The sequence below is a fragment of the Shewanella morhuae genome, from assembly GCF_003028295.1.
Taxonomy (GTDB): domain Bacteria; phylum Pseudomonadota; class Gammaproteobacteria; order Enterobacterales; family Shewanellaceae; genus Shewanella; species Shewanella morhuae.
This window is the reverse complement of the sequence record NZ_PYSG01000003.1, coordinates 93,377-112,804: the sequence shown is the minus strand read 5'-3', so window position 1 is coordinate 112,804 and position 19,428 is coordinate 93,377. Positions and strand designations below refer to the sequence as shown.

Below are 19,428 nucleotides of genomic sequence, written 5' to 3'. Positions count from 1 at the left end.
ATTTTTGTCGGCATTCATCAAGTTAAATGATAAAAAAACACAGAGCCTTCCTCAAGTGGGCAGGCGGTAAATTTAAATTGGTGGATGAGTTGGCCAATTATTTACCCACCGGAGACCGTTTAGTTGAGCCATTTGTGGGTGCAGGATCGGTTTTTTTAAATACTAATTACGCTAACTATTTACTCTGTGACATTAATCAAGACTTGATCGAGCTATACCAAATTGTGAAGCATCAACCAGAAGTTTACATTGCCGCTGCGAAGGCTTTGTTTGTGGATTCGATGAATCAAAAAGAAGCTTACTACCAAGTACGGAGCGATTTTAATCAATGTCGCGATCCCTTCCAGCGCTCCGTGTATTTTCTCTATTTAAATCGTCATGGTTTTAATGGTCTATGTCGTTATAACCGTAAAGGCGGCTTCAACGTACCTTTTGGCTCCTATAAAAAACCTTATTTTCCTGAAAAAGAAATTTGGGCTTTTTCTGAAAAAGCACAACGTGCCGAGTTTAAATGCATTGGTTACGAAAAAGCTTTTGAGCAGACGCGCAGTGGCGATGTTGTTTATTGCGATCCGCCTTATGCGCCATTATCGACTACGTCCAGTTTTACGACTTATGTCGGCGCGGGTTTTAGCTTAGATGATCAAGCATTGCTGGCGCGTCATTCTCGTCATACCGCTTTAGAGCGTGGTATTCCAGTATTGATCAGCAATCATGATATTCCATTAACCCGTGAATTATATCGTGGTGCCCACTTAGCTAAAATTCAGGTGCAGCGTAATATCAGCCAAAATGGCAATGGTCGTCATAAGGTGGATGAATTGATGGCATTGTATGATGAAAATTATGATCCTAAAGAGGATTAGTTACGGCAGATTAATGCGGTTAGTTAAGCACTTGTCCTACGAGGAACATTAGGCTCGCTACTAAGATAATAGCCAGTACAATACCCATGATGATGTAAGGTATTGGTGACCCAGCTTGAAAATCTTTCTGGCGATTGTTGTGAGTTTGCACACCGAAAAAGGCGGCAAGGGTACTGTGAAATACTCGCCAAAGACGGTTAAGCATCAATAGGCAAGATGTGAGGTAGTGGGCTTAAGATCATCCATCGGTTTATCCTGATGACCCTGTAATAACTCAAGTAGATCAACGAAGTGGAACTGACTCGAACGGTTTTTACCGGTAAACCATGTTTTCCAGCTTAAGGTTTGTGCTTGATCGGTGCAGCGATTATTGGGATGACTACTAGGTAGAGTCGTGTTGTAACGTGTCCCGGGGTTACAAGCGCAAGAGGCTGTTTCGGTATTTTCGGTGATTTTTTCAACACCAAAGGCTAATGTTGCCACCACCGCGACAGTAAAGGCTAGCATCATCGATGATTTAAATGTCACTGACTTAACATAGTGTAAAAGTTGACTAAAACGCCCATTCATAACATTTCCTTTCAAATTACCAGTTACTGCGCCTCGAGTATAACAAACTCGTTTAGTTTATGAACAAAAATTTAGCAATACTCTCCAAAGCGCGATGAAAGATTAGCCTGTATAACCTAATAGAGATCACAATCGACTCCCACCGTTACAAAAAATGCAGTATTGCTTATATTGCGATAACGTATCAATTACTCGAAATGTGGCTTTAGCTATAGAGGCTTAGCTTAGCTCAGGGTAAAATAAAGTACTTTTATTCAAATAGCAGCGAGTGCCCTATGCGTCCATTCTTGATCGCTCCATCGATTTTATCTGCCGATTTTGCCCGTTTAGGTGATGATGTAAAAGCCGTGTTAGATGCGGGAACCGACGTAGTGCATTTTGATGTGATGGATAACCATTATGTTCCTAACTTAACGATTGGCCCTATGGTGTGCCAAGCGTTACGTAATTACGGTATTACCGCTGATATTGACGTGCATTTAATGGTGAAACCAGTTGACCGTATCGTGCCTGATTTTGCTAAAGCCGGAGCCTCTATTATTACTTTCCATCCAGAAGCCTCCGAACACGTTGATCGTACTTTACAGTTGATTAAAGAGTGCGGCTGTAAAGCGGGCCTGGTGTTTAATCCTGCGACTCCGCTACATTACCTCGATCATGTGATGGATAAGCTTGATGTTATTTTGTTGATGTCAGTCAATCCAGGTTTTGGCGGGCAATCTTTTATCCCATCAACATTAGATAAATTACGCCAAGTGCGGGCGCGCATTGATGCTAGTGGTTTTGATATTCGCTTAGAAGTCGATGGCGGCGTTAAAGTTGATAACATTGCCGAAATTGCTGCCGCTGGTGCCGATATGTTTGTCGCGGGTTCGGCTATTTTTAGTCAGCCTGATTACAAAACCGTAGTAGATGAAATGCGCGCTGAACTTGCTAAAGTTGGGGCGTAAATATGTGGGATCAAATTAAAGCGATTGCATTTGATCTTGATGGCACGCTGATTGATAGCGTGCCCGATCTAGCTGTGGCAACTCAAGCGACCTTGGCTGAGTTGGGGTTAAGTAGTTGCACAGAAGCTCAGGTACGGACGTGGGTGGGGAATGGCGCAGAAATGTTAATGCGCCGCGCTATGACTCATGCCTTGGGATTGGATGTTGAGCAAACCGCTCTCGATGCTGCGATGCCAACTTTTATGCATCATTACCAAGAGAATCTTGAAAAGCACAGTGTGCTTTATGCTGATGTACACTCAGTACTACAAACTTTGTTCGATGCTGGTTATAAGCTGGCGGTGGTGACGAACAAGCCCTACCGTTTTACCTTACCGTTACTTAATGCCTTTGGTATTAACGACTTTTTCAGTTTAGTGTTAGGTGGCGATACGCTCGCCAAAATGAAACCTGATCCTTTACCGCTGCAGCATGTATTACGTGAATGGCAATTAGAGAAAAGTCAGTTATTGATGGTAGGTGACTCTAGAAATGATATTTTAGCCGCGAAAGCAGCGGGGATAGCATCAATCGGCTTGACCTATGGCTACAACTACGGTGAAGATATTGGGCTCAGCGGCCCAGACGCCGTATGTGAGCAGTTTAGCGACATTTTGAACTGGGTAAATCCTGCTAAGCAATAAGTGTTGACCCGTATTTAGTCTTTTTTAATGCCTTTTTCTTTATCATTTATACAATAGTGGAGCAATGACGTAATGACCAAACCCATAGTATTTAGCGGTGCGCAGCCGTCCGGCGAATTAACCATAGGTAACTACATGGGTGCATTGCGTCAATGGGTTGCGATGCAAGATAGTCATGACTGTCTGTATTGTGTGGTCGACTTACATGCCATTACCGTACGTCAAGATCCTAAAGTACTGCGCGAGGCGTGTTTAGATACCTTAGCTCTCTATTTGGCCTGTGGTGTTGATCCTAAAAAAAGCACAGTGTTTATTCAGTCACAGGTGCCGCAACACACTCAATTAGCTTGGGCATTAAACTGTTACACCCAAATGGGTGAGCTGAGCCGTATGACTCAATTTAAAGATAAGTCACAAAAGCACGCAAGCAACATTAACGTGGGTTTGTTTGACTATCCGGTACTGATGGCGGCAGATATTTTGCTTTATCAAGCCAACGAAATCCCCGTAGGCCAAGATCAAAAGCAACACCTTGAGTTAACTCGTGATATCGCCACTCGTTTCAATAATGCCTATGGTGATACTTTCACTATCCCTGAGCCATTTATTCCAGAGCATGGCGCTAAAGTGATGTCACTGCAGGAGCCGCTGAAAAAGATGTCGAAGTCAGACGAGAACCGTAACAACGTTATCGGCCTGCTGGAAGATCCTAAATCAGTGCTGAAGAAGCTGAAAAAAGCTATGACAGATAGCGAAGAGCCGCCAGTGGTACGTTTTGATGTGGACAATAAGCCAGGAGTATCTAACCTACTCAGTTTAATGTCGGGTGTGACGGGCCAGAGTATTGCAAGTTTAGAAGCCGAATTTGAAGGCAAGATGTATGGCCATTTAAAAGGCGCCGCGGGCGAAGCGGTTGTGAGCATGTTAGAGCCACTGCAAGAGCGTTATCGCGCAATTCGTAGCGATAACGCTTACTTGGACCAAGTGATGAGGGCGGGGGCCGAAAATGCTCAAGCACGCGCTGAAGTGACACTGAAAAAAGTTTATGAAAAAATTGGTTTATTAATTTAATTTATATCAATTATTTAGCCGACGCCTGCGTCGGCTTTTTTATGCTCAAAAATTCCCTTAGGCCTGTGATTTAAGCCAAGAGGAAAAGGCTGCAATTGCAGGTTCCGATAAACGGCGCTGTTTACAAAAGAAAGTAAATTCAAATCCGGTATGTACATCGGGGAGGTTTAAGGCGACTAAACGTCCGGTGGCGATATCGCCAGTCACCATAAAATCTGGCGCTAGAGCTAAACCTTGGCCTGCAATCGCAGCTTCAATTGCCATCACAATATGGCTAAACACATGTTGTTGTTCATTATCAAGTGGGATTTGATGTGCTGATGACCATTTGTGCCAGTCGAGCCCTAACGGCCCTTCATCGACAACGAGCAGGGCTTGCTGCTGAAAATTATTCAGATTAATGTCACGCCATTTAAGGTAAAAGCTTGGGCTGCACACAGGAATTAGTCGTTCTTTATGCAGTAACTGTTGCCAATAACCGCGTTGATTAAGTTTACCGGCGATAAAGATATCTGCCGTGCTGGTGCTGAGGTCCGGATCTTGGGTAATCATTTCGAGGCGGATTTTCACGCTCGGATATTGGCGACGAAAATCGGCCAGTCGTGGGATCAGCCATTTCACCGAGAATGAGCTATAAACGGCTAGGCAGAGCTGTTGATTGTGCGTATCGGCAACCTTAAAATTAAGGTCGCTTAATTCATTGAATATCCGTTCTAACTCTAGAAATAATCCGTGTCCCTTAGGGGTTAGCTGGAGCTTACGTCCCTGGCGGTTGAACAGCAGCTCGCCAAAATATTCTTCTAATACTCGCACTTGGTGCGAAACGGCGCTTTGAGTAATACATAACTCATCGGCGGCCTTAGAAAAATGCTGTTGTCTGGCGGCGGCCTCAAACACTTGTAGTGCACGCAGTGGTGGTAGCTTTCTCATTATTTTCAATATCTAAAGGCTTTAGTATGAATCTAATTCATCTAGCATGAGAAAGCATCACTTTAGCTTAAGTCTTGCGAGCTTTATTATGCGGCCATTGAGATTTATGGATGTTAAATAATGCAGCGCCCAGTCATGATCGGTTTAATTTTATTGATAGTGGGTAATCTATTTAGTGCCTTCTATGATGTGTCGATCAAGTGGTTACCAAGCGATACCAGTGCTTCGACTTTTCTCCTTGTGAGACAGATTTCCTCAGTATTTATGTTGTTACCAGTATGGCTATATTCACAGCGGCCGATGACGACACATATTTCAGTTCACCTTTGGCGTGCCAACATCGGCTCAGTTGGCGCGCTTTTTTTAATTATTGGTTTAATGGCTTTGCCGCTAGCAACCGTGAGTTCGTTATTTTACTCGGCACCTTTAATGATCATCTTAATGGGGTATTTTTTCCTGAGGGAGCGGATCACCACCGCTCAAACTATCTGTACTGGCTTAGGTTTTGCGGGTATTTTGATTATCCTGCGTCCGAGCGAAATGAACTGGTATGGCGTTGCGGTATTATTTTCTGCTTTTACTTTTGCGGTAAACCAGTTAGCCCTAAAAAAGGTTCCTCATACCGAGCATCCCGTATTAACACTAATGCTATATAACTTGCTGGGTATTCCGGCAACGATAGTGATTGTGGCATTTCAAGGCGTTGCGGGTTTAAGTTGGGAGCTGGTGGGCGTGGCTTTATTGAGCAATGTCTTTTTACTCATATACCATTGGTTGTGCGTACTGGCTTATCGTAAGGCACAGGCCAGTGATATCGCTATTGCTGAATATACGGGTTTATTATTTATCGTATTTTTAGGCTGGCTGTTATTTGATGAGTGGTTGGATAACTTAAGTTGGCTCGGCGCGGCTTTAATTGTATTGCCTTCGTTATTTTTACCTTGGCTAGGCTCACTATTTCTAAAATCGACGCCTAAAGTATTAACCTCGGTACCTAAAGTGGCAGATACCATTACGCTAAAATCATGACTAACGTACTAAGCCTAAGTACGTGAGCAAGCTCAGCACTTAGGCTTAAGTTTAAAAGTACCAAATTATTAAATCACTCTGTGTATTCAAATACTTTAACCACTTTACGTACACCAGCGGTATTACGGGCAATATCAACGGCTAGGTCTGCTTGCGAACGATGGATAACACCGAGCAAGAAAACTTCTCCGTTTTCAGTAATGACTTTAATCCGTGTTACATCTAAATCCTTTTCGTTAAGCATGCGGCCTTTTACTTTGGTCGTAACCCAAGTGTCGTTGCTGCGTGTGGTGAACGAAGTCGGGTTACCGATACGGATCTGATTATGGATCTTGCCGCCTAGCTTTAGATCTTGTACAACCTTAATCGCTTTATCTCTTAACGTAGAGTTGGGCGCTTGGCCTATCATAAGCACATTGCCATTGACTGACACACCAGTGATATTCGTTTGTTTTTTAAGATCTTCTTGTTCTAGCAGTGCACTAGTGATCCTAAAATCTGTATTGGTATCATCGATCTGAGTCTTAACGGTGCGTTCGTCATTGGCCATCATAGCGCCACTCACTGCGCCCACCATAACAGCACCGGCGCAGCCTTGTAGCAGCAAGCAAACTATTAACAGTGGGGCAGCGTATCTCATTGCTGCTCGTCCTGCGGGAAGAGTGTGCGGTCAATATTGTCACACAGGCAGTGGATCACCAATAAATGCACTTCTTGAATACGTGCGGTGACGTTTGAGGGTACACGTATTTCCACATCACCCACGCTCATCAGGCCTGCCATCGCGCCACCATCTTTACCCGTTAGCGCAACAATCGTCATGTCGCGGCTTAATGCGGCTTCCATGGCTTTAATTATGTTACCTGAGTTACCGCTGGTAGAAATTGCCAGCAGAATGTCACCAGGTTGACCTAAGGCTAAGATTTGTTTTGAGAAAATCTCATCATAGCTATAGTCGTTGGCGATGGCTGTAATGGTCGATGTGTCGGTAGACAGGGCGATAGCCGGTAAGGGTGGACGCTCAATCTCGTAGCGATTGAGTAGCTCAGCAGAAAAGTGCTGTGCATCTCCAGCACTGCCGCCGTTACCACAGGCAAGAATTTTATGGCCACCCAAAAGACAGTGCACCATCATCTCTGCCGCTTTGGCGATAGATTCTGGCAGTGCTTCGGCTGCATCGATTTTTGTCTGGATAGATTCAGTAAAGCTGTCTTTAATGCGTTCTAACATGGATAAATCCTTTCGGGATAAAGTATTGCTATCATGCCATATTTCCGCGCGGGAGTTGAGGCACAGACGTTAAAAATAATTTGTATTATCACTTTCTGACTTTTGCTGTTTAAAAAGCATCAATCAGCCAATGAATTTGCTCGGTCTCTATCGCTATGACATCAAAACGGCAGGGCACATCGAGCCGATTAAGTTGTAAATAATGGCTGGCAGCCTTACGAATTCGGGTCATTTGTGCACGACTTAATGCTTGTAATGCACCGCCATATAGATTTGCCGAGCGATACTTCACTTCGACAAATACCCAATGGCTTTTATGGCGCATGATGAGATCAATTTCGCCAAACGGATAGCGGACATTGCGTTCGACAAACGTTAAACCTTGTTGTTCAAGGTAATGTTGGGCGTGTGCTTCTGCCTGCTGTCCGAGTGTCATAACTGACGAAAACTGCCTCTTTGGTAACGTCCCCAGCTTAATTGACGGTTAACTATGCCATCAGGGCTCACCGATAATGCGCCACTACGGCCATTGTATTGGTAACCTGTAAAGGATCGCATTTGTGCCAAACGGCCAATCAAGTCCATTGCATCATAACCCATTACAAACAAACGCTTCTGGTTGTTATTCCAGCTAGGGAATAAGGTTTTGACCATCAGGTTTTCTTCGCCGTTCTGCATCAACCACGGCGCATCACTTAAGGTTAAATTATTTAAATCTTGTGCTGTTTGGGTACTTTCGTTCTCAACTCGACTGCGGCTTGATGTGTATAGCGGTACAGGCTGAGTGAACACACTGAAATTAACGTCAATAAATGCCTTTAATAAGGTAAGATCTTGCGGCGTCGAAATCATATAAATGGCATCGATATCTTGGCGCGAGCGGAAGTCTGCTTGTACAGAGCTACCCACCAGTTCTTTAATGCGGGCAATGCGGGCTTGGCTCTCACGCACACCGAGGGCATCTTGCACTGTGGTTTTCATTTGGTCGCCGCCATCGTAGTAATAGACTTCGACCGCGTTGTCGCTTTTCTTTTTCCACGCTTGAATAAAGCTCTCGGCCATACGCTTGCCCAGTGCATCATTACTGGCGAGTAGTAATGGCTTTGTTACGCCATCTTGATATAAATGCTCCGCCGCATCGGCCGCCTCTTGTGCGGGTGATAGTGCAAAGTAAAACTTCGTTGGATCTGGGGTAAACTTATCCACTTGATTTAAAAATAATTGTGGCACCGGCGGCGCGATAGCCACGGTATTGGCTATTTTTTCTGGATTGGTAGTATTAGCGGCGTTGGCCGCTGCATTAATGGTGGCAGCGTTCGTCGCATTCATCACTTGCAGTTGTTCAATTTCAGTTGGTAGTAATGGGCCAATAATAAACTCGGCACCTGCAGCAACGGCTTGTTGATAAGCTCTGGCGGCATCGTCGGCGGTATCAAAAAAGTTAACAGCGACGTGATCGTTTTGCTTCGCCATATAACTGGCGAGTATGCCTTGGCGAATCGCATTAGCGGCGTTAGCTCTTGAACCAGTCAGTGGTAATAGCACAGCAATGTTTTTCGGTGTAAACGGCTTCGCATTTAAAGCTCGGTCTAAATCGGCAGGTAATTTGGCTGCAGCAGGGTGATAAGGGTTTTGCTTTTGCCATTCGCCTAAGTAGCGCACTAATTGAGAGGGGTCAACGGCGTAATGCTTAGCGATATAAGCCAGTTGTAACCAACCGGTAAATACCGGATTTTTAGCCTCTTGGGTAAAAGCTTTTAGTGTTTGTTCGTGCATCGGCTGCAGCACTAGCCAAATAGTATTGTTCACTTCGCTAGCTTGGGCAGGGGGTAAGTAAGTCGCCAGTAAACTCAACTCACGCACTTGTTCAATTGGTTGTTTATTTAATTGATATAAATGCGCTTTAAACTGGTGATAGGCCGTCATCTGCCAGCTTGGTAGACTCCAATTGCTTGGATAATTTAAGATTTTAAGAGCATCACTATAGGTAGATGTGTGTTCAAGCACACGCGCCGTTAAGTATTTATGTTCGGCCAGTAGTGTTGGACTTTGAGTCAAGCTTGGCTGTATTGATTTAAGCAGTTTCTGCGCTGCGGCGTAGTCATTGGCATTTATATAGGCATGAGCCGCCAGCAGCAAGTTGGTATCGCGTTGCTGCGCCTCCTTGCTATTAGCTGCTTGAGCTAAATAGACATTTGCCGCCAAGGGTGCAGCTGCTAATGAGGTCGCAACCGTTGTGGTCGTTCCAGTGGAATTGGGCGATGAAACACCACAACCCGCCAAGATTACCGATAAAATGGCCACGGAAACGAACTTAGTTGTATTCAGGCTTTTTAACACTGGGCTTCACTCTGGTAAGATGCGGCCTCTAGTTTAACCTTCTCTCGCGCTTGACGAAAGTCTTGGCATGTCATTACAGAGGTATATATGGACCAAAGCGTCGCACTCTACATAGTTCCTACTCCCATAGGTAATTTGGGCGATATGAGCTCACGGGCAATAGAGGTGCTGAATCGGGTTTCATTGATCGCTTGTGAAGATACTCGCCACAGCGGTAAGTTATTGAGTCATTTCGGTATTACCACAAAAACTACGGCACTGCATGATCACAATGAGCGCGCGCGCGCGCAGTGGATAGTGGATCAGCTTGCCGCTGGGTTATCGATCGCCCTAATTTCAGATGCGGGTACGCCGTTGATTTCCGATCCTGGATACCATTTAGTCTCCCATGTGCGTCAATCAGGCTTTAATGTGATCCCTTTACCTGGCCCTTGTGCGGCAATTACAGCTCTGAGTGCATCTGGTTTACCATCAGATCGTTTCACCTTTGAAGGTTTTCTGCCATCAAAAGAAAAAGCCCGTGCTGATAAGTTATTGGCATTAAAAGAAGATCCACGCACGTTGATTTTTTACGAGTCACCACATCGCATAGAGCATAGCTTAACGACTATGGTTGAAGTGCTGGGCAGCGATCGCCATGTGGTGATGGCGCGTGAAGTGACTAAAACCTTTGAAACCTTTTTATCTGGCCCAGTGTCAGAAGTGCTCGCTAAAGTGAGCACAGATCCTAACCAGCAGAAGGGAGAAATCGTGCTGATGGTGCATGGTCACCATGTGAGTGATGACGAAGGCATCCCTACGGTAGCTATTAATACGCTTAAACTCTTGTGCGAAGAATTGCCGCTCAAGAAAGCCGCTGCAATTGCCGCGCAAATTCATGGACTTAAAAAGAATGCTCTGTATAAATATGGCCTAGAGTCTGATTTATAAGCGCTAAAACTACCATGAACGGATTATCTGTGGTGCATCAGGGTGGCTTAGGCTATAATCCGCGCCGAGTTGGCCAGACAGTCGCCGCGTTCAATAGAACGGGGAGGAAAGTCCGGGCTCCAAAGAGCGGGGTGCCAGGTAACGCCTGGGCGGTGTGAACCGACGACAAGTGCAACAGAGAGTAGACCGCCTGCCTGATTTATCAGGTCGGTAAGGGTGAAAGGGTGCGGTAAGAGCGCACCGTGCGGCTAGCAATAGTTCGTAGCAAGGTAAACTCCACCCGGAGCAAGACCAAATAGGGTTCCGTATGGCGTGGCTCGCGTTGGAACCGGGTAGGTCGCTTGAGCCTGTGAGCGATTGCAGGCCTAGATGAATGACTGTCCAAGACAGGACCCGGCTTATCGGCCAACTCACCTCATTCAATAAAAAGCCCGTTTGTCTTTAAAAGACAAACGGGCTTTTTATTACTTAAATAACAATTCATATCACTCAATATCTTAGCGGGATCATTCCAGCCTATTATACCTATCGTCACAATTATGCGACTGGTGCTGTATACCTATTTTAATACAGCGATACTTCAAAAAGCCTTCTCTAGAACCGTATTCACATATTTTTGAGATACTTTTTGTTAGATGTTTAGAGTTTGGTTATCCACCGCAAACCAAACAGGCTACGTACTAACTTGACGGTGCTGTTATGGCGCAGCTGAAACAAGCAACCAAGACCAAAACTCATCACTAAACCAGGCGTTGACCCCATAAAAGTACGAATATGGTGCGTCAGTCGTTGGCTATTTGCCTGTAGCTGTTCATTTTGCAGCCGGCTTTGCTCTGTTAGCTCAGCGAGTGTTACCTGCTGCTTTTTCAGTAAGCGTTGAATGAGCATGTTGAGTTTCCTGTTCTTGTGGTGTGGTAAAGAACAAAAGGCGTAGCTGCTGCCAAGTATTTGAAAAGCCGACTTGTGAAAGCACATAGCTAAGGCTGCGCCAGCACCAGAATAATAGAATAAATTGCAATATCACTAAAGTAGACGCGGTGATTAATACTGAGTTGCTTAGCTGAAATAGCAAATAACCTAGCACTAACAATATGCTGCCCCAAAATAGGATTATGCCAGCACCAAAGCAAACTACTAATGCCGCAGCGATGATAAGGCTGCGGCCGCTAAGTTGCCACTCTGCGCTAGCTATTTTCTCAACCAGCATTAACTGATTAATATAGTTTTGCTTTACTGAATGACCTAGCGCAGCTATCAATGATAGTTGCTCTATGGCTTGCTCTACCGTGCTATTTTGGGGCGACTGCGTAGGTGCAGCCTGCCCCGGACCCGTATAAATAGGTTGGGTTGGTTTTTGCGCAGGAGCGGTAGAGCTTTCACGGCTATGCATAATGTAATCTTAGCGACGACGTAATAAAGCTGTTAACAGCGCACCTGCTGCAAATGCGATCCCTGCAGTAGCGAGTGGGTTTTGTACGGCAAACTCACGTGTTTTACTGTATGAATCGTGTAGCTGTTGTTTGATTTCTTCTTGCTTATGAGCAAGAGTTTCTTGTGAGCTCGCGGCTGTTTTCCGCAATGCATCTTCAGCGGAGGCGGCTTTTACTGCTACAGCATCAACGGCATGGTGCGTTGCTTCAGTGGCTTTTGCTGTAACGGGTGCGGTAACGAGTGAATCTACAGTGGCAGTGGTGTTAGCGTCATTTGTTGTACTTTTTGAGCTGGCCATAGGAGCCTCCTTGGAAAACACTTAAAAATACAGCAACATACTGTACTTGATTTTAATAATAGCAATCGATGTGCCATATTATATAAGTGTTTAATAACAGTTACTTAGCTTGGTTGTTCCTTGAGGGATGTTGCCCTGCTACTGTAGAAGTTACCTATTTTGGGTAATTTTTACCTATCGAATGATAAGTGAAGGACGTCATCAATAGTGGTTGTACTTTGTACTGTAACTAAGACATGACGACAATATGTTCAATTTTTTGCTTAAGGCATGCTTATAAATTGGGTCAGTTTCAATATCTCGTCTGCGATCATCATTTATCGTGAAAAATGTCAGCAATGTTTTGCTTTATTAATTTAAGTGAATCGGTCGTGCCTCTGGCATAGTGTGCTAATGCAGCGCTTTTATTTACAGTTAATTTAATGCTTTAAAGTTAATGCTTTAGCTGTTAATCAGACAGTTTTTGTCGGCCTGATTAAGGCTGGGCGCGTTAATACTTAAAAACTCTGCTTTACTAAGAATCGCCATTCCCAGCTATTGGTTGCCTCCCCTCCAGTGTAAGGGACTGAGAAATCAATATGTGCAACGTTGCCATAGCTAGACCGTGAAGAATAAATCCGTGCACCAATGCCTATACTACCCAGTGGGCCGCTGACCTCGTTATTATCGGCGAGTTGACCACCAGAGGCTTGGCCCAAATCGGTAAATACTGCCCAGCCGATTTCAGCCAGTTGGTATAAATTAATATTGGGGTAGTTGCGTATCTCAGCGGTGAGCAACCATTGATTATCCCCTTGTTGATATTCATTAGGATAACCGCGTATGCCAGTTTCATCTCCTAGTCCTTTGGTGAGATCCAGATAAGTATTTTGTGAAAGGCTAGCCCAAGCTTTACCGTAAGCCGTCCACTTAGGATGAATTTGATAGAAATATTCAGCTTGAATATCCACTGTGTAAGTGTCTTTTTGGCTGGTGGCGATGGTACTTGTACCGCCCATTTCTAATAGCCATAGCTGATCATCAAACTTATAACCACCAGTACTTTGCCACTTAAAGTGATAGCCAAGGGGGCTATTGTTGTCAACGTCATTGGTTTCTAGGCCGAGTTGTACGTAGTGGTGCCAACCTAGGTTAAAGTCTTCATTATTAGTAATGAGATGCACGTTATTGAGTACATAGAAATCGTCTTGAATAAACTCGTAGCCGACCCAAGGATACATAAAGTCCCTATCTTGGGGGAGCATGGATGCAGGATAGAGTTCAGTGTTGGCGAACTCATGTTTATCTTGTGTCACGCCAGTAATAATGCGGGACAGATGTTCACTATTTTTATTAATTAACCAGCCATATTGTAGATTTAGATAATCAATGGTGTGCTCGAATTCGTTCACATCCTCACCATTTTGCTTCAGCGTATCGATACGGTTCTCATCTAAAAACTCTGCTGAATACATGGTATTAGTATTAAGTGAATAGAATGGCTTACTGACATAAACGTGTTTGGCTTGGCCGTCACTATTATCATAAAATTCGGCTGCAAGGATACCGTGCTTGATAATGCTGAGTGGGGCTTCAAAGGCAAAGGCATAGCCGTTACGTGATTCATTAGATTGGTATTTGAGGCGGGTGCGGATACCTGTTCCAAATAAGTTATCTTCTTTGACGCCAAAAGAATAACGAGTATCACCGCCTGAACTACTTAAACTTGCAGTCGGGAGTAAGGACCAGTTATCCCAAGTTTCGACGACAACAGATTCAACTGCCGGATCGGTATCGGCTTCGGGATCTTTTTCGGCAACATAAATTTTAGCATCGCGAATGTAGGGAACTGCACGTAGAAGCCGTTGGGATTCGTCGAGATCTTTTTGGCTGATACTATCAGTTTCGTTAAACGTCAGATTATCGAGGACCACATATTCTTTAGTATTAATATGTAAGGCGTTAGCCCAGCGGTGGATAAAAAAAGCATCGGGAGCGGATTCATCAAAAATGGGGTTATTAACCACGACTATTTTGCTGATTTTTTTAGTTTCTGGAATTTTTGGTTCAGACTTAATGGCTTCTGCTAGGGCTACATTGAGACAGCTGCTAATGCAGTAAGGTAGAATGCATGCATACTGGACGAATTTCTGCATAAAAGGCCACTCCGATGAAATTGGCGACTGCAGTAAAAATAATTTTACTCTGCAATTTACAATTTAATAACACACGGAAAGTGGCAGCTCGTCAAGGAAATAGTAAAATAAGTTTCTTATTTTACTTAATGTTAGCTTAAGAATGTTGCAGGGTAGTACGCTGCCGCTATATTCAAACTTTGTTACAAGGTTCGTCTAGGTGGTACGGCGACATTAGCAAAGATAAGCCCCGCAATCAGTGACATAAAAATTAGGAAAATTTGCGATCCAATGTGTGATTGATTGAGCATAGTCTCACCAGAAATCAACGCATTGAGTCCGATATAGGTTTTACTGCCAGGCACTAAGATGACGATGCCTTGCAGCAATGCAATGGAGGCGGGCGCTTTCATCCAGCGGGCAAAAAGGTTGGAGTATATCCCTACGGCTAAAGCGCCAAAAAAAATCCCCACCGAATCACCAAAATAATGTCCACCCAGCATGGCAGAGAAAAACGCAACAATTCCCGCTAATACGCCCCAAGGCGAATCTTGCATACGTGCCTTGAAGATAAACACTAATGCCATAGATAAAATGGGCACCGCTGACCAAATAGCCCAACGTGGCAAGCCTTCTGGCTCGATATGAATTGCTTCACCAAATGCGGCGATACCCATTGCCATGCCGAGTACTGCACCAAAGTACAACTTAAACAATTGCATAGTCGCATCCATGATGCGTGCCGTTCCTGAAATTAAATCTCGGGCGGCGAGTTCGGCTAAACCTAGGGTTAATGCTAAACCGGGAATAAAAATAATGATGGAGGAGAGGATCACCACTGGGATATTAATATTGGGATCGATTCGCGCTATACCACAGGCGGCAACGGCACAAAGAATAGTCGCAAAGGGTTCGAGCACCTCGGCCATGCGCGCTGAACGTTCGGCGCGGTATACCAAGCCATAAACCAACAAACCTAACAGTCCTGACCAAAACACATCGTTCCAGCCAGTGCCCATCAACATGGCAAAGGCTGCGGCTGCCGTACCAAAAGAAAAACAAGTTAATACTGGGCCATAGGGATTAGGCTTATTGGCAATTTCTTCGAGGCGATCTAAGGCTTCTGCTAAGGTGCGTTTGCCTGACGTCAATTCATCAACTAATTCGTCGGTACGGGCGAGTGAGCCGAGATCGAGCTCGCCGGGTTTGACTCGAGCCGCGTGGTTATATTCTTGATCGGTATCGTGTTGCAATACAAAAGTCATCGATGTGGGCGAAATCAAAAAATAGCCTTCGATACCTAAGGTGCGGGCGACGGTTTGTAAATGGGTTTCTAGCCGATAGGCGGGGGTGCCAAATTTATGTAAAGCCTTGCCTAGCTTGATGATAAATCTGCGTTTTTCGATAAACTCGTCGTTATCCAATCGGGGTATTCACTGTATAAAAAATTGTCGGGAATGACGCGCGCATATTAACCGATATTTTCGTTAAAAGGTTAATGCCTTTTAGCGAAAATATAAATAAATTACTGAATTGTTACCGCTCGGGCTATAGTCTGTTTTTTGATACAGGGAGATATCTATGTCGATGATGGTAACTGGCCTTTACGCTGGCCTTACGGGATTACTCACCGTAGCTTTAGCTTATCGAGTCGTAAAATTAAGAAGAAGCCACAAGATTGGCCTTGGGGATAGTGGTAATAGCGCGCTCTCTTTAGCGTGCAGAGTCCATGCTAACCTGATGGAAAATGCGCCTATTGTATTGATTTTAATGCTGGTGGCTGAGTCGGCTGGTTTGCCTGTATTCTATTTGCATTGCTTTGGTACTGTGTGGATAGTCGCACGCTTACTGCATGCTATTGGGTTAACTCACGGCCAAGGTGGTTATCATTTTGGTCGTTTTTGGGGCGTGTTACTCACTTGGCTAGTGATTATCAGTTTAGCGTTGGTGGATATGTTGTATTTTATCCAAGGGCTGGCAAGGGGAGGATGGTAGTCTTACAGGGTGGGATTCGCCCTAGGCCATATCCATAGCGGATTTAAGGGTATTACACTTAGGGCTTAAATACCCTCCAACACACCTTGGTTGATGTTTTTTTAATCGTACTTATCCTTCGTTGCCTGCTATACTCCGCGTCCCTAAATTGGCATCGCTCTTTCTGTGCTGCCTTTATTTGACATTACGTTTTCGGGTCATACACGATGCAAGTTGAATCCACACTCTTTAGTCATCCCAAGTATTGGGCTACAGGCGACAGTACTGCGCCTTTCTTACCTATGTCTCGCAAGGAGATGGATAAGCTAGGCTGGGATAGCTGTGACGTTATCATAGTCACAGGCGATGCTTATGTGGATCATCCAAGCTTTGGTATGGCAGTGATCGGCCGAATGCTAGAAGCGCAGGGTTATCGTGTGGGAATTATTTCTCAGCCCGATTGGTCGAGTAAAGATGCCTTTATGCAACTGGGCCGACCAAACCTGTTTTTCGGCGTAACCGCTGGCAACATGGATTCAATGATCAACCGTTATACCGCTGACCGCCGTTTACGTTCTGACGACGCTTATACCGCCGGAGATATTGGCGGTAAGCGCCCCGATCGTGCTGTAACCGTATACACCCAGCGTTGTAAAGAAGCCTTTAAAGATGTACCGGTGATCATCGGCGGTATCGAGGCTAGTTTACGCCGTATCGCCCACTACGATTATTGGTCTGACAAAGTGCGTCGTAGTGTGATTTTTGATGCAAAGGCCGATTTGCTGATGTATGGCAATGCCGAGCGTCCTTTAGTTGAAGTCGCGCGTCGTTTAGCAGCAGGTGAACCGATTAGTTCGCTGCACGATGTGCGTGGCACAGCCGTTATCCGTAAAGAGCCATTACCAGAATGGCGTGGTATGGACTCGCGCAAGATTGACCAACTGCATAAAATCGAACCACTGCAAAACCCTTATGGTGGCGATGATGTAGGTTGTACTAACTTATCTGGCCCATCGGATGTAAAGATTTTTGACAACGAAGCGCCTAAAGCTATTAGTGTACAACCTCCGCGCCCTAAGCCATGGGATAAAACCTATGTGTTGCTGCCAGCATTTGAAAAAGTCTCTGAAGACAAATATTTATACGCCCATGCTTCGCGGATTTTACATCAAGAGCAAAACCCAGGCTGTGCTCGTGCGCTATTTCAGCCCCACGGCGACCGCGCTGTTTGGGTCAATCCGCCTGCATGGCCGCTTAATACCGATGAAATGGACGCGGTATTTGATTTAGCCTATCAACGTGTACCACATCCGATTTATGGCAAGGATAAAATCCCTGCTTACGACATGATTAAAACCTCAATTAATATCATGCGTGGTTGCTTTGGAGGCTGCTCTTTCTGTTCGATTACCGAGCATGAAGGTCGAATTATTCAAAGTCGCTCACAAGAGTCGATTGTTAAAGAAATCAAAGATATTCAACAAAAAATCCCGGGATTTAAAGGTGTTATTTCTGACTTAGGTGGTCCAACTGCTAACATGTATCGCTTAGGTTGTACTAGCGAGAAAGCTGAAAAAACCTGCCGCCGTTTATCCTGTGTATTCCCATCAATTTGTGGCCACTTAGGCACAGATCATAAACACACTATCGACTTGTACCGTGCGGCGCGCGCTGTGCCAGGTATTAAGAAGGTATTAATTGCATCGGGTGTGCGTTATGACTTGGCGATTGAAAATCCAGAGTATGTCAAAGAATTAGTGCAACACCATGTTGGCGGTTATTTAAAAATTGCCCCTGAGCATACCGAAGAAGGGCCGCTCAATAAGATGATGAAACCTGGCATGGGCGCCTACAATAAGTTTAAAGAACTGTTCGACAAGTTCTCGAAAGAAGCGGGCAAAGAGCAGTTTTTAATCCCGTACTTTATTTCGGCGCATCCGGGCACGACTGACGAAGATATGGTGAATTTAGCGCTGTGGTTGAAGGAACGTAAGTTCAAGCTCGATCAAGTACAAAATTTTTATCCGTCACCCATGGCCAATGCGACCACGATTTATCATACCGAGTTAAACTCGCTGAAAAACGTCAAGCACACCAGTGAAGTAGTCTCAGTGCCGAAAAAAGGTCGCCAACGTCGTTTGCACAAAGCCTTGCTGCGTTATCACGATCCGGCGGGTTGGCCATTGATCCGTGAAGGATTAACCGCCATGGGGCGTGAGGATTTAATTGGCAATAGTCCGCATCAACTAGTGCCGCCAGAAGGCCGTAATGAACGCGGGCCTAAGTGGATGAAAGACGCTAACCAAGGTCAAAAAGCCTTCACGCGCTTTTCGGGTAATCAGTTTGATGACCGTAAAGGCGATGGTAAATCTAAAGGTTCGGCTAAAGGTGGTGCTCAGGCTAACGCTAACGCAGAATCAAAACCTGTCATTAAAGGTGGAAAACCCGCAGCGAATGGCACTAAGCCAGCGGGATCTAAACTTAGTGGAGCTAAGCCCAGCGGAGCCAATTCGGGCCGTCCTGGCGCTAAAGCGCCCTTTGGTCAGTCAGGTTTTAAGTCAAACTCCCAAGCTAAAGACGGTACTCAAACCCAGAGCGGTGCTGGGATAAAAGGTACAAATCCATCAAGAAGTGGTGGTAAAGCTGCGGGTAAACCCTCTCAAGGTAATCAACAGGTTAAGTAATCACTTTTTAGCTGCCGACCAATATAACAAGGCCATTTCAGAACGTGGAGTGGCCTTGTAGCATGATTATCCCGCAACACCCTATCTAATCACTTTTTTACCGCGAGTCTGCCTTGCTGAAATATGTCCATGCTTTGCCTTAAATAAGCAGATACAGGCGCGTTATCGTCTGAGCTTTGTGCCTAATACTACCAGTTACTATTTATCGGTAAATTATCAAAAACGAGAAGCAGACGATAAAATAGTCCGTAGCTGGTATCACTAGATGAACTATTATAAGATCTCTGAGTGATGATTATGCCTACTGTTTGTTTATACTCGATATTTT

The 19,428-nt window shown here is 44.9% G+C and carries 20 protein-coding genes and 1 other RNA gene; 9 read left to right on the top strand and 12 right to left on the bottom strand.

Translation table 11 applies throughout. The features are described from left to right. Positions 1-26: 26 nt before the first annotated feature. Positions 27-866, top strand: coding sequence for a Dam family site-specific DNA-(adenine-N6)-methyltransferase (locus C9I43_RS15085; RefSeq protein WP_107884301.1), 840 nt, complete (start codon positions 27-29; stop codon positions 864-866). A gap of 19 nt (positions 867-885) precedes the next feature. On the opposite strand, the gene C9I43_RS15080 is transcribed toward C9I43_RS15085, so the two are convergent. Together C9I43_RS15080 and C9I43_RS15075 are read right to left on the bottom strand one after the other, a co-directional pair. Then, positions 886-1,071 carry a DUF2970 domain-containing protein gene (locus tag C9I43_RS15080; protein WP_076500826.1) on the bottom strand — a complete coding sequence of 62 codons (186 nt, stop codon included), beginning with the start codon at positions 1,069-1,071 and terminating at the stop codon, positions 886-888. Continuing rightward, on the bottom strand, positions 1,071-1,436 hold the full coding sequence (locus C9I43_RS15075) for a hypothetical protein (protein ID WP_076500825.1): 366 nt from the start codon (positions 1,434-1,436) through the stop codon (positions 1,071-1,073). The genes C9I43_RS15080 and C9I43_RS15075 overlap by 1 nt, the downstream gene beginning before the upstream one ends. A gap of 275 nt (positions 1,437-1,711) precedes the next feature. On the opposite strand from C9I43_RS15075, the gene rpe reads away from it, so the two are divergent. From rpe to trpS, 3 genes are all read left to right on the top strand, one after another. Further along, complete coding sequence (gene rpe, locus C9I43_RS15070) at positions 1,712-2,386, top strand: ribulose-phosphate 3-epimerase (protein ID WP_076500824.1); 675 nt, start codon at positions 1,712-1,714, stop codon at positions 2,384-2,386. A 2-nt stretch (positions 2,387-2,388) separates the two neighbouring features. Continuing rightward, positions 2,389-3,069 carry a phosphoglycolate phosphatase gene (locus C9I43_RS15065; protein ID WP_076500823.1) on the top strand — a complete coding sequence of 227 codons (681 nt, stop codon included), beginning with the start codon at positions 2,389-2,391 and terminating at the stop codon, positions 3,067-3,069. Between the two features lie 72 nt (positions 3,070-3,141). Next, positions 3,142-4,140 carry a tryptophan--tRNA ligase gene (trpS, locus tag C9I43_RS15060; RefSeq protein ID WP_107884299.1) on the top strand — a complete coding sequence of 333 codons (999 nt, stop codon included), beginning with the start codon at positions 3,142-3,144 and terminating at the stop codon, positions 4,138-4,140. Positions 4,141-4,197: 57 nt separating this feature from the next. On the opposite strand, the gene C9I43_RS15055 is transcribed toward trpS, so the two are convergent. After that, positions 4,198-5,070: a LysR substrate-binding domain-containing protein gene (locus tag C9I43_RS15055; protein WP_181317921.1), complete on the bottom strand. Its 873-nt coding sequence runs from the start codon at positions 5,068-5,070 to the stop codon at positions 4,198-4,200. 120 nt (positions 5,071-5,190) lie between these two features. On the opposite strand from C9I43_RS15055, the gene C9I43_RS15050 reads away from it, so the two are divergent. Continuing rightward, positions 5,191-6,099, top strand: a complete 909-nt coding sequence (locus C9I43_RS15050; RefSeq protein ID WP_107884295.1) for a DMT family transporter — start codon at positions 5,191-5,193, stop codon at positions 6,097-6,099. Positions 6,100-6,172: 73 nt separating this feature from the next. Here C9I43_RS15050 and dolP read toward each other — a convergent pair whose 3' ends face one another. The 4 genes from dolP to C9I43_RS15030 all read right to left on the bottom strand — a co-directional run bounded on the left by dolP (position 6,173) and on the right by C9I43_RS15030 (position 9,669). After that, a complete protein-coding gene (gene dolP / locus C9I43_RS15045; RefSeq protein WP_076500815.1) occupies positions 6,173-6,739 on the bottom strand; it encodes a division/outer membrane stress-associated lipid-binding lipoprotein in 567 nt (188 codons plus the stop codon). Continuing rightward, positions 6,736-7,329, bottom strand: coding sequence for a phosphoheptose isomerase (locus tag C9I43_RS15040; protein ID WP_076500813.1), 594 nt, complete (start codon positions 7,327-7,329; stop codon positions 6,736-6,738). The genes dolP and C9I43_RS15040 overlap by 4 nt, the downstream gene beginning before the upstream one ends. 109 nt (positions 7,330-7,438) lie before the next feature. Continuing rightward, positions 7,439-7,765, bottom strand: a complete 327-nt coding sequence (locus tag C9I43_RS15035) for a YraN family protein (protein WP_076500812.1) — start codon at positions 7,763-7,765, stop codon at positions 7,439-7,441. Further along, entirely contained in the window at positions 7,762-9,669 is a 1,908-nt protein-coding gene (locus C9I43_RS15030) for a penicillin-binding protein activator (protein ID WP_107884293.1), read from the bottom strand. The genes C9I43_RS15035 and C9I43_RS15030 overlap by 4 nt, the downstream gene beginning before the upstream one ends. Positions 9,670-9,756: 87 nt before the next feature. Between C9I43_RS15030 and rsmI the strand changes: the two genes are divergently transcribed. Then, positions 9,757-10,599, top strand: a complete 843-nt coding sequence (gene rsmI, locus C9I43_RS15025) for a 16S rRNA (cytidine(1402)-2'-O)-methyltransferase (RefSeq protein ID WP_076500808.1) — start codon at positions 9,757-9,759, stop codon at positions 10,597-10,599. A gap of 65 nt (positions 10,600-10,664) precedes the next feature. Continuing rightward, positions 10,665-11,016: RNase P RNA component class A (gene rnpB / locus C9I43_RS15020), an RNA gene on the top strand. A gap of 222 nt (positions 11,017-11,238) precedes the next feature. On the opposite strand, the gene C9I43_RS15015 is transcribed toward rnpB, so the two are convergent. The 5 genes from C9I43_RS15015 to C9I43_RS14995 all read right to left on the bottom strand — a co-directional run bounded on the left by C9I43_RS15015 (position 11,239) and on the right by C9I43_RS14995 (position 15,866). Then, entirely contained in the window at positions 11,239-11,487 is a 249-nt protein-coding gene (locus tag C9I43_RS15015) for a hypothetical protein (protein ID WP_076500806.1), read from the bottom strand. Continuing rightward, a complete protein-coding gene (locus tag C9I43_RS15010) occupies positions 11,441-11,989 on the bottom strand; it encodes a hypothetical protein (RefSeq protein WP_107884291.1) in 549 nt (182 codons plus the stop codon). Before C9I43_RS15010 ends, C9I43_RS15015 begins: the two co-directional genes overlap by 47 nt. Before the next feature lie 9 nt (positions 11,990-11,998). Beyond that, positions 11,999-12,328, bottom strand: a complete 330-nt coding sequence (locus tag C9I43_RS15005) for a DUF883 domain-containing protein (RefSeq protein ID WP_076500802.1) — start codon at positions 12,326-12,328, stop codon at positions 11,999-12,001. Positions 12,329-12,825: 497 nt separating this feature from the next. Then, positions 12,826-14,463 (bottom strand): BamA/TamA family outer membrane protein, encoded by a 1,638-nt coding sequence (locus C9I43_RS15000; protein WP_107884289.1) that lies wholly within the window; start codon positions 14,461-14,463, stop codon positions 12,826-12,828. Between the two features lie 182 nt (positions 14,464-14,645). After that, positions 14,646-15,866: a threonine/serine exporter family protein gene (locus tag C9I43_RS14995; protein WP_107884287.1), complete on the bottom strand. Its 1,221-nt coding sequence runs from the start codon at positions 15,864-15,866 to the stop codon at positions 14,646-14,648. A gap of 157 nt (positions 15,867-16,023) precedes the next feature. On the opposite strand from C9I43_RS14995, the gene C9I43_RS14990 reads away from it, so the two are divergent. Beyond that, complete coding sequence (locus C9I43_RS14990; RefSeq protein ID WP_107884285.1) at positions 16,024-16,437, top strand: MAPEG family protein; 414 nt, start codon at positions 16,024-16,026, stop codon at positions 16,435-16,437. Positions 16,438-16,643: 206 nt separating this feature from the next. Next, entirely contained in the window at positions 16,644-19,100 is a 2,457-nt protein-coding gene (locus tag C9I43_RS14985) for a YgiQ family radical SAM protein (protein WP_107884283.1), read from the top strand. Positions 19,101-19,428 lie beyond the last annotated feature (328 nt).

What these genes read in the sequence shown, in the direction of transcription:
- C9I43_RS15075 (WP_076500825.1), bottom strand. Translation starts at nt 1,436, where the DNA reads ATGAATGGGCGTTTTAGTCAACTTTTACACTATGTTAAGTCAGTGACA.
- C9I43_RS15040 (WP_076500813.1), bottom strand. Translation starts at nt 7,329, where the DNA reads ATGTTAGAACGCATTAAAGACAGCTTTACTGAATCTATCCAGACAAAA.
- C9I43_RS15065 (WP_076500823.1), top strand. Translation starts at nt 2,389, where the DNA reads ATGTGGGATCAAATTAAAGCGATTGCATTTGATCTTGATGGCACGCTG.
- C9I43_RS15015 (WP_076500806.1), bottom strand. Translation starts at nt 11,487, where the DNA reads ATGCTCATTCAACGCTTACTGAAAAAGCAGCAGGTAACACTCGCTGAG.
- rpe (WP_076500824.1), top strand. Translation starts at nt 1,712, where the DNA reads ATGCGTCCATTCTTGATCGCTCCATCGATTTTATCTGCCGATTTTGCC.
- C9I43_RS15085 (WP_107884301.1), top strand. Translation starts at nt 27, where the DNA reads ATGATAAAAAAACACAGAGCCTTCCTCAAGTGGGCAGGCGGTAAATTT.
- C9I43_RS14990 (WP_107884285.1), top strand. Translation starts at nt 16,024, where the DNA reads ATGTCGATGATGGTAACTGGCCTTTACGCTGGCCTTACGGGATTACTC.
- dolP (WP_076500815.1), bottom strand. Translation starts at nt 6,739, where the DNA reads ATGAGATACGCTGCCCCACTGTTAATAGTTTGCTTGCTGCTACAAGGC.
- C9I43_RS14985 (WP_107884283.1), top strand. Translation starts at nt 16,644, where the DNA reads ATGCAAGTTGAATCCACACTCTTTAGTCATCCCAAGTATTGGGCTACA.
- C9I43_RS15035 (WP_076500812.1), bottom strand. Translation starts at nt 7,765, where the DNA reads ATGACACTCGGACAGCAGGCAGAAGCACACGCCCAACATTACCTTGAA.
- C9I43_RS15000 (WP_107884289.1), bottom strand. Translation starts at nt 14,463, where the DNA reads ATGCAGAAATTCGTCCAGTATGCATGCATTCTACCTTACTGCATTAGC.
- trpS (WP_107884299.1), top strand. Translation starts at nt 3,142, where the DNA reads ATGACCAAACCCATAGTATTTAGCGGTGCGCAGCCGTCCGGCGAATTA.
- rsmI (WP_076500808.1), top strand. Translation starts at nt 9,757, where the DNA reads ATGGACCAAAGCGTCGCACTCTACATAGTTCCTACTCCCATAGGTAAT.
- C9I43_RS15010 (WP_107884291.1), bottom strand. Translation starts at nt 11,989, where the DNA reads ATGCATAGCCGTGAAAGCTCTACCGCTCCTGCGCAAAAACCAACCCAA.
- C9I43_RS15080 (WP_076500826.1), bottom strand. Translation starts at nt 1,071, where the DNA reads ATGCTTAACCGTCTTTGGCGAGTATTTCACAGTACCCTTGCCGCCTTT.
- C9I43_RS15050 (WP_107884295.1), top strand. Translation starts at nt 5,191, where the DNA reads ATGCAGCGCCCAGTCATGATCGGTTTAATTTTATTGATAGTGGGTAAT.
- C9I43_RS15055 (WP_181317921.1), bottom strand. Translation starts at nt 5,070, where the DNA reads ATGAGAAAGCTACCACCACTGCGTGCACTACAAGTGTTTGAGGCCGCC.
- C9I43_RS15005 (WP_076500802.1), bottom strand. Translation starts at nt 12,328, where the DNA reads ATGGCCAGCTCAAAAAGTACAACAAATGACGCTAACACCACTGCCACT.